This is a genomic window from Candidatus Propionivibrio aalborgensis, from assembly GCF_900089945.1.
GTDB classification, from domain to species: Bacteria; Pseudomonadota; Gammaproteobacteria; order Burkholderiales; family Rhodocyclaceae; genus Propionivibrio; species Propionivibrio aalborgensis.
Map to the genome: position 1 here is coordinate 1 of NZ_FLQY01000227.1, position 6,545 is coordinate 6,545.

General features: G+C 58.1%; 7 protein-coding genes. 3 read left to right on the forward strand and 4 right to left on the reverse strand.

The genetic code is table 11. From position 1 onward, the window contains the following. From PROAA_RS11405 to PROAA_RS11415, 3 genes are all read left to right on the forward strand, one after another. Positions 1–894 (forward strand): toll/interleukin-1 receptor domain-containing protein (locus PROAA_RS11405; protein WP_186411462.1); only part of this gene is annotated, 894 nt, incomplete at its 5' end. Between the two features lie 61 nt (positions 895–955). Further along, positions 956–2,533 (forward strand): hypothetical protein, encoded by a 1,578-nt coding sequence (locus PROAA_RS11410; RefSeq protein WP_186411463.1) that lies wholly within the window; start codon positions 956–958, stop codon positions 2,531–2,533. Between the two features lie 3 nt (positions 2,534–2,536). Further along, positions 2,537–3,475, forward strand: coding sequence for a toll/interleukin-1 receptor domain-containing protein (locus tag PROAA_RS11415; protein WP_186411464.1), 939 nt, complete (start codon positions 2,537–2,539; stop codon positions 3,473–3,475). Between the two features lie 2 nt (positions 3,476–3,477). Here PROAA_RS11415 and PROAA_RS11420 read toward each other — a convergent pair whose 3' ends face one another. The 4 genes from PROAA_RS11420 to lpxA form a co-directional block, all read right to left on the reverse strand. Then, positions 3,478–4,257 carry a TrmH family RNA methyltransferase gene (locus tag PROAA_RS11420; RefSeq protein ID WP_186411465.1) on the reverse strand — a complete coding sequence of 260 codons (780 nt, stop codon included), beginning with the start codon at positions 4,255–4,257 and terminating at the stop codon, positions 3,478–3,480. Further along, positions 4,254–4,841 (reverse strand): ribonuclease HII, encoded by a 588-nt coding sequence (rnhB, locus tag PROAA_RS11425; protein WP_186411466.1) that lies wholly within the window; start codon positions 4,839–4,841, stop codon positions 4,254–4,256. The genes PROAA_RS11420 and rnhB overlap by 4 nt, the downstream gene beginning before the upstream one ends. After that, entirely contained in the window at positions 4,819–6,003 is a 1,185-nt protein-coding gene (lpxB, locus tag PROAA_RS11430; RefSeq protein ID WP_186411467.1) for a lipid-A-disaccharide synthase, read from the reverse strand. The genes rnhB and lpxB overlap by 23 nt, the downstream gene beginning before the upstream one ends. Further along, a partial coding sequence (lpxA, locus tag PROAA_RS11435; RefSeq protein ID WP_186411468.1) for an acyl-ACP--UDP-N-acetylglucosamine O-acyltransferase occupies positions 6,000–6,545 on the reverse strand: 546 nt, incomplete at its 5' end. The genes lpxB and lpxA, both read right to left, overlap by 4 nt.

Here is a 6,545-nt window from a genome sequence, read left to right on the forward strand (position 1 = left end):
CCGAACGTAATTCAGGCGGTGGAAGTATTCCTGTCCTCGGAGGATATCGCCAAGGGCAGCCAATGGTTTCACGAACTGGGTAAGGTACTTGACGAGTCCTCGTTTGGAATCCTGTGCCTAACACGACAGAACCTCGGCGCCCCCTGGGTACTCTACGAAGCGGGCGCACTCGGCAAGCATTTCGGCCAGGCCCGCGTCGTTCCTCTGCTTATTGATTTGAAGATGCCGGATCTGGAAGGACCATTGGCGCAATTCAACGCGGCCGAACTTGAAAAAGACGAGATCGCCAAGCTTGTTTCGGCGATCAACGCGCATCTCCAGCCGGCACCCCTGTCCGCCGAGAAACTGAAGAAAGCCTTCAAAACCTGGTGGCCGACGCTCGAGAAATCGCTGAATCAGGCCCGGACCGACGCCCTGCCGGCCGGAAAGAAATTCACCTATGACGTATTCCTTTCAACGCCGATGGCCGCCTTCAAAACCGATGCGGAGTATCGCAGCGGGCGTGCCGAATTCAAGAAGGTATTCGACGCGCTGAAGCAGCAATGTGCGTTATCCGTGTATTGGGCTTCCGAGAAAATCGAGAGTATCGATGATTTCGACACGCTGGATGTTTCTGCCATGGATGACCTGGTGGCCCTGAAGCAAAGCCATCGCTTCGTTCTGCTCTATCCGCAGAAACTGCCTACCAGCGCCTTGTTCGAGGCAGGCTATGCCCTGGCTCTGGATTGCGATAGCCACTATTTCGTTCGCGACCGGGACGACCTTCCGTTCCTGATGCGCGAGCTGGCGGGAGTGACCCAGAAGGTGCGCATTCATACCGATACCGACTGGAAGGATTACGACGATCTTTCCGAAAAGATGGTCCGTTATAAGGATAAATGGTTCGGGAAATAGCGCCGGAATTCTGCGTGACCGGATCCTTCTTGCAGCCTGAAGCGGTGTTTCACCTCAGAAAATGATTCCATCAGGCGCAGTCTTCTTCATCCTGATCTCCGCCGTTCTGCTTGCGGCGGCGCTGGCCTGGGTGGTCGCTGCCTTGTATCAGCGCGGCATGCTGGCGCTGATGCGCGGTGGCGTTCCTCCAGCGGGGGCGATGATCAGTGAAAACCAGAGCGCATTGAACCCCGCCGCACAGCTGGAGCCCGTGACAGCCGCCGAGACGAACAAAGCCGACTTGGGCACGAACCGCCATGCCTCTATTCGACTGATGCTCGTTCTGAGCGGCATTTCCTTGCTCATCGCACTGACTCAATCCTATCTGGCCCTGTTTTTCATCTATCAAGAAGGCGAGTTGAGCCTGAACCGCGTGCTGCTGCTGGGAGCGATCTACGCCTGGCCGATGGTGCTGGCCTGGGGACTGGCTCGGCGATGGTCGTGGCTGCGCGTCCTTGGCGGCGTCATCCTGTACATGCTGGTGATGCTGGTGCTGGTCATGGCGCGTTCTACCGAAGCCCAAAACCTGGCTTCGGCGAGCGGCTGGCTGGGCAGCCAGGTCGCCATCCCGATGACGATCATCTTTCTGATCGGCGCCAGCGGCCGAATTCGCGCTGTGGCGCCGTATCTGCTCGCGCCGAGCGTGCTGCTCACCGGCTCGTCGGTGCTGACTTTGCAGGTCATGGCGCAGAGCGCACATAATCCTGCCCCTTGGGTCATCGGCCTGGTAGGGACTCTCGGTGCATACCCGACCCTGCTGCTGTTCGCCCTCGGACCCTGGCTGATCCTGGCCTGGCCTGTCTTCTCCTTCGGCAAATGGCTGGCAAACGCTTATCGGTCGAAGCGCTTTTCCGATCTGATCTACCTGATTGCCACCTACTGGTTCGTGATTCTCTTTGCCAGCGCACTGCCGGCCATGGAAAGCGTGGGTTGGCTGGCTTTCGTCCAGGTTCCGGCTTTGCTCTGGCTACCCCTGGTCTTGTTCTGCCTGCGTGGACACTTGAAGCCGCGACTCAGCCCGCCCACCCTGTTGGTATTGCGTGTTTTTCAGCGCGACGCCCAGGTCGAACGGCTCTTCGATCAGGTTATCGAGCGCTGGCGGCTATCCGGCAACACGGTGCTGATTGCCGGCACCGACCTGCTCAGCCGAACCCTGGATCCGGACGATCTCTTTGTCTATCTCAACGGTACTCTGGCCGAGCGCTTCATCGCCAACCCGGCACAAATAGGGGAACGCATCGCCGGGTTCGACTGGCAGCCCGATCCGGACGGGCGCTACCGGATCAATGAATGCTATTGCTTCGACAGTACCTGGCAATCGGCTCTACATGCGCTGGTTGCGCGCGCGGATGTCGTCCTCATGGACTTGCGCGGATTCCGCATGGAAAACCGCGGCTGCAGATACGAGCTGGGCGTTCTGGCCGGGGACAGTCGTCTGCGTCGAATCGTTGTACTGTACGATCGTGACACAGCCCGTACTGAAGCCGAGTCGGACATCGATGCGGCCGCTGCCGGACGTTTCGAGTGGCTGTCTGCGGATCAAATGGACAGCGCGATGACTGACCGTGTGTTGTCAGCCTTGTTTTCCGATAAGGTCTGAACTTTGCCAGGAATATTCATCAACTATCGCCGTGACGACCAGGCTGGTTTTGCTGGCCGACTTGCCGACGTCCTGGAGAACGCTTTCGGCGTGGAAAATGTATTTCGAGACGTCGAGGATATTCACCCCGGCGAGGATTTCGTCGTCGCCATCCAGAAGCAGTTGAGCAGTGTTAGCGTAATGCTGGTCATGATTGGTCCGGCCTGGCTGACCGTAAACAACAACGGCGTTCGCCGGCTCAACGAAACCGATGATTTCGTCCGCAGAGAAATTCAGGCCGCATTGGAATCGGGGAAACCCGTACTACCAGTACTCGTCGGCGGAGCCCTGATGCCGGAAAAGGCGGATTTGCCGAATGAAATTTCTGCGCTTGCCCTTCGTCAGGCATTTGTCCTTTCCGATGCCAGCTGGGATTCCGATGTCGCCCGTCTGGTCGAGTTCATACGGCCACTTCTGCCGGCTCAGAGACGCTCCCAGCTGCGGCGTGTCGTGGCGTGGGGCTTGGCGACTGTGATCGTTCTCAGCATGCTGCTCATACCAAATTTGAAGGAAACACCGCGTAATCCGTCGCCACTGCCGACGAGTCCTTCTCCGGAGCAAACCGACAGCCGACTGACCGGACACTGGACAGCCAGGGTCAGGTACGGCTGGGGCGCCGAACACGACGAAATCTTCGAGCTACGTCTGGAGAATGGCGAAATGCACGGCACTGCCAGCTTTCTGAGCCTGGCGCGGATCATTGAGCAAGGGCAACTGCGCGGCAACCAACTGAGCTTTGTCACCCATAGCCAGGAAGTGATGAACGCTTCAGCCCCGCGCGAGCAAACCCATCGCTATCGGGGCCAGCTCAAGTCGGGAGAATTGCATCTGGTGCTGGAAACCACGGGCGGCCTGTCCACCCACTCCCCAGTTGAATTCACTGCCCGGCGCACTCTCGAATAGCACTATCGACGCTGACGGACGGTCTCGAACAGGCATACTGCCGCGGCTGCGGCCACGTTGAGCGATTCGGTCGCTCCCGGCATCGGGATGCGAACCTGCAGTTGTGCAGTTGCCGCCACTTCCGGCCGAACACCCTGCCCTTCACTGCCAAAAACCCAGGCCAACGGCTCTTTCAGTGCCAGCGAATACAGGTCGACAGCTCCATTCAGCGCCGTCAACACCACCTGGCCACGATAGCCGGCCAGAAATCCGACCAGATCACAGCTTTCGTGGATATCAAGCTGGAAATGGGCCCCCATCGCAGAGCGCAGGGTCTTGGGAGACCACGCCTGAGCGCATTCGGCAGAAAGAAGTATTTGCCGAAAACCTGCAGCCGCCGCGCTTCGCAGGATCGACCCAAGGTTGCCAGGATCCTGAATGCCATCAAGCAGGACAGTGTCAATTCCCTGATCCGGGCCGTGCGCGGGACATGGTTGCAAAACTATGGCCAGAATGCCGCTTGGCGTCTCCACCATCGCCAGTTCATCAAACAGGGCATCACTCAGAATGCTGACCACATTTCCGGATCGGCCACTCGTCAAATACCGTGAAATTTCGCTGCGCAAGCTGCCGCTTTCGCTGACAACAACTTCCTCGGGCTGCCCGAAATGAAGGATATAGCTTTCGATCAGATGCATGCCGTCAAGCACGGCTCGCCCACGCTTTCGACGTTCGCGACCGCTCTGACTGAGCTTCTTCAGTGCCTTGAAGTTTGGGTTGTCACGCGAAGCAATATGCTTCACAGGAGTATCAACTGGGCCACAGGCGCATAGCTTCGCCGATGCACCGCGCTTACGCCGTGCTCCCGCAGGGTCCTAAGGTGCGCAGGCGTTGGATAGCCCTTGTGCTGATCGAAGCCGTACTGTGGGTAAATTGCATGCAGCTCAAGCATTCCGGCATCGCGAAATGTCTTGGCCAGAATGGACGCCGCGGCAATGGAGGCCACCTTGCCATCACCGCCGATAATCGCCTGCGCCGGACACGCCAGTTGCGGGCAGCGGTTGCCGTCGATCAGCGCGTTGCTTGGCGGTATTCCCAGCGCCTCGACCGCACGTCGCATGGCCAGCAGACTTGCCTGAAGGATATTGATGCGGTCGATTTCTTCGACACTGGCCTCCGCTATTGCCCAGCTCAGCGCCTTGGCGCGAATCTTGACTGCCAAGGCTTCGCGTCGCTTGGCTGTGAGCTTCTTGGAGTCGTCAAGGCCGTCGATCGGGCACGCCGGGTCGAGAATCACCGCAGCGGCCACCACCGGGCCTGCCAACGGACCGCGCCCGGCCTCGTCAACGCCGCAAACCAGGCCTTCAGTCGGCTGCAGCAGACGCATGGTTGCGCACTGCAACCGGCAGGCAGTCCAGAATCGCAGTTGCCGCTTTTTCTGCATTATTCTGCCTGAGTTGCAGATGTATCTCTCGAAACACTTCGCCAATACGCGCGCAAATCCCCTTGTCGGCGTAGAGATTGAGCAGTGCCTGAGCCAGGTTTTCGGGTGTCGCGTCATCCTGAATGAATTCGGGAACGACAAATCCTCCGGCAAGGATATTGGGCAAGCCAATGTATGGCAGATACCCCATACGCCGCATCAGACGATAGGAGAAAGGTGCCATTTTGTAGGCGATAACCATCGGGCGTTTGAGCAGTGCCGCTTCGAGGGTGGCGGTTCCGCTGGCAACAAGCACAATGTCTGAAGCCATCATGGCTTCATGCGCGTGACCGAACAGCAAGCTAATCGGAACTTCGCGCGCATCACAGCGATAGAGCGCGGTTTCGAACAGCAAACGTGTTTCGCGCGTCGCCAAAGGGACAAGAAAAAGCGCGTTCGGCATTTTCCGGTGAATTTCGCACGCCGTCCTTATGAAAATTTCTGCCAGATTGTTCAATTCGGACTGTCGACTACCCGGCAAGAGGGCAAAAACAGGCCGTTGCGACGACAAGCCAAGCAGCTCGCGCGCACTTTTCCGCCCATCCTCAAGCGGCAACATGTCAGCCAGCGGGTGACCAACGTAGCTGACGGGAATCCCCTGTTTCTCATACAGCACAGGCTCAAAGGGAAACAGCGCCAATACGCGCGAAACAGCAGCTCCTATTTTGTGAATTCGTTGTCCACGCCAGGCCCAAATCGACGGACTAACATAGTGCACGCTGGGAATGCCGTGTTGTTTCATGCATTTTTCCAGCGCGAGATTAAAGTCCGGTGCGTCAACACCAATGAATATGTCCGGCGGATCAGCGAGCAAGCGGCGCTTGAGCTTGCTTCGAATCGAGGAGATTTCAAAGTAGTGCTTCAACGCTTCCGCGTAGCCAAGCACAGCGAGTTTTTCCGATGGATACCAGACATCAAAGCCTTGACCAGCCATCTTGGGACCGCCAATGCCATAAAACACTGCGCCCGGTAGTTTCGCCTTGAGCGTCTGAATCAGGTGGCTGGCAAGAAGATCGCCCGAAGCCTCGCCCGCCACAATGGCGATACGAACCACCTCCGAAGTCATCGGATAATGCCGCGCCTGGAAATCGCAAGAAAATCGAGAAGCGGCTGGATTTCAGGGTGTGACCTGACCTCTTCTTCGAGCTTGGCGCGCGCCTCATCGAGCATGAACCCCGACTTGTAGAGGGTTCGATAGGCTCGTTTCAGAGCCTTCAGGGCATCGGGAGAGAAACCGCGGCGCTTCAAGCCCTCGACGTTGATACCAAAGGGGCTTGCCGTATTGCCGGCAGCCATCACGAACGGAGGAATGTCCTGCAGTACCACCGTACCCACGGCCGTCATGGTATGCGCACCGACACGGCAGAACTGGTGCACCCCGGTATAGCCGCCAAGTATGGCCCAGTCGTCAATGTGCACGTGCCCGGCGAGCTGAGCGTTGTTGGCGAAGGTTGTACGGTTTCCGACCTGACAATCATGCGCGATATGTACGTAGGCCATGATCCAGTTGTCGTCACCCAGCCGCGTAACTCCCGCATCCAGTGCCGTACCGAGATTGAACGTGCAAAACTCGCGTATGGTGTTGCGGTCGCCGATTTCCAGGCACGT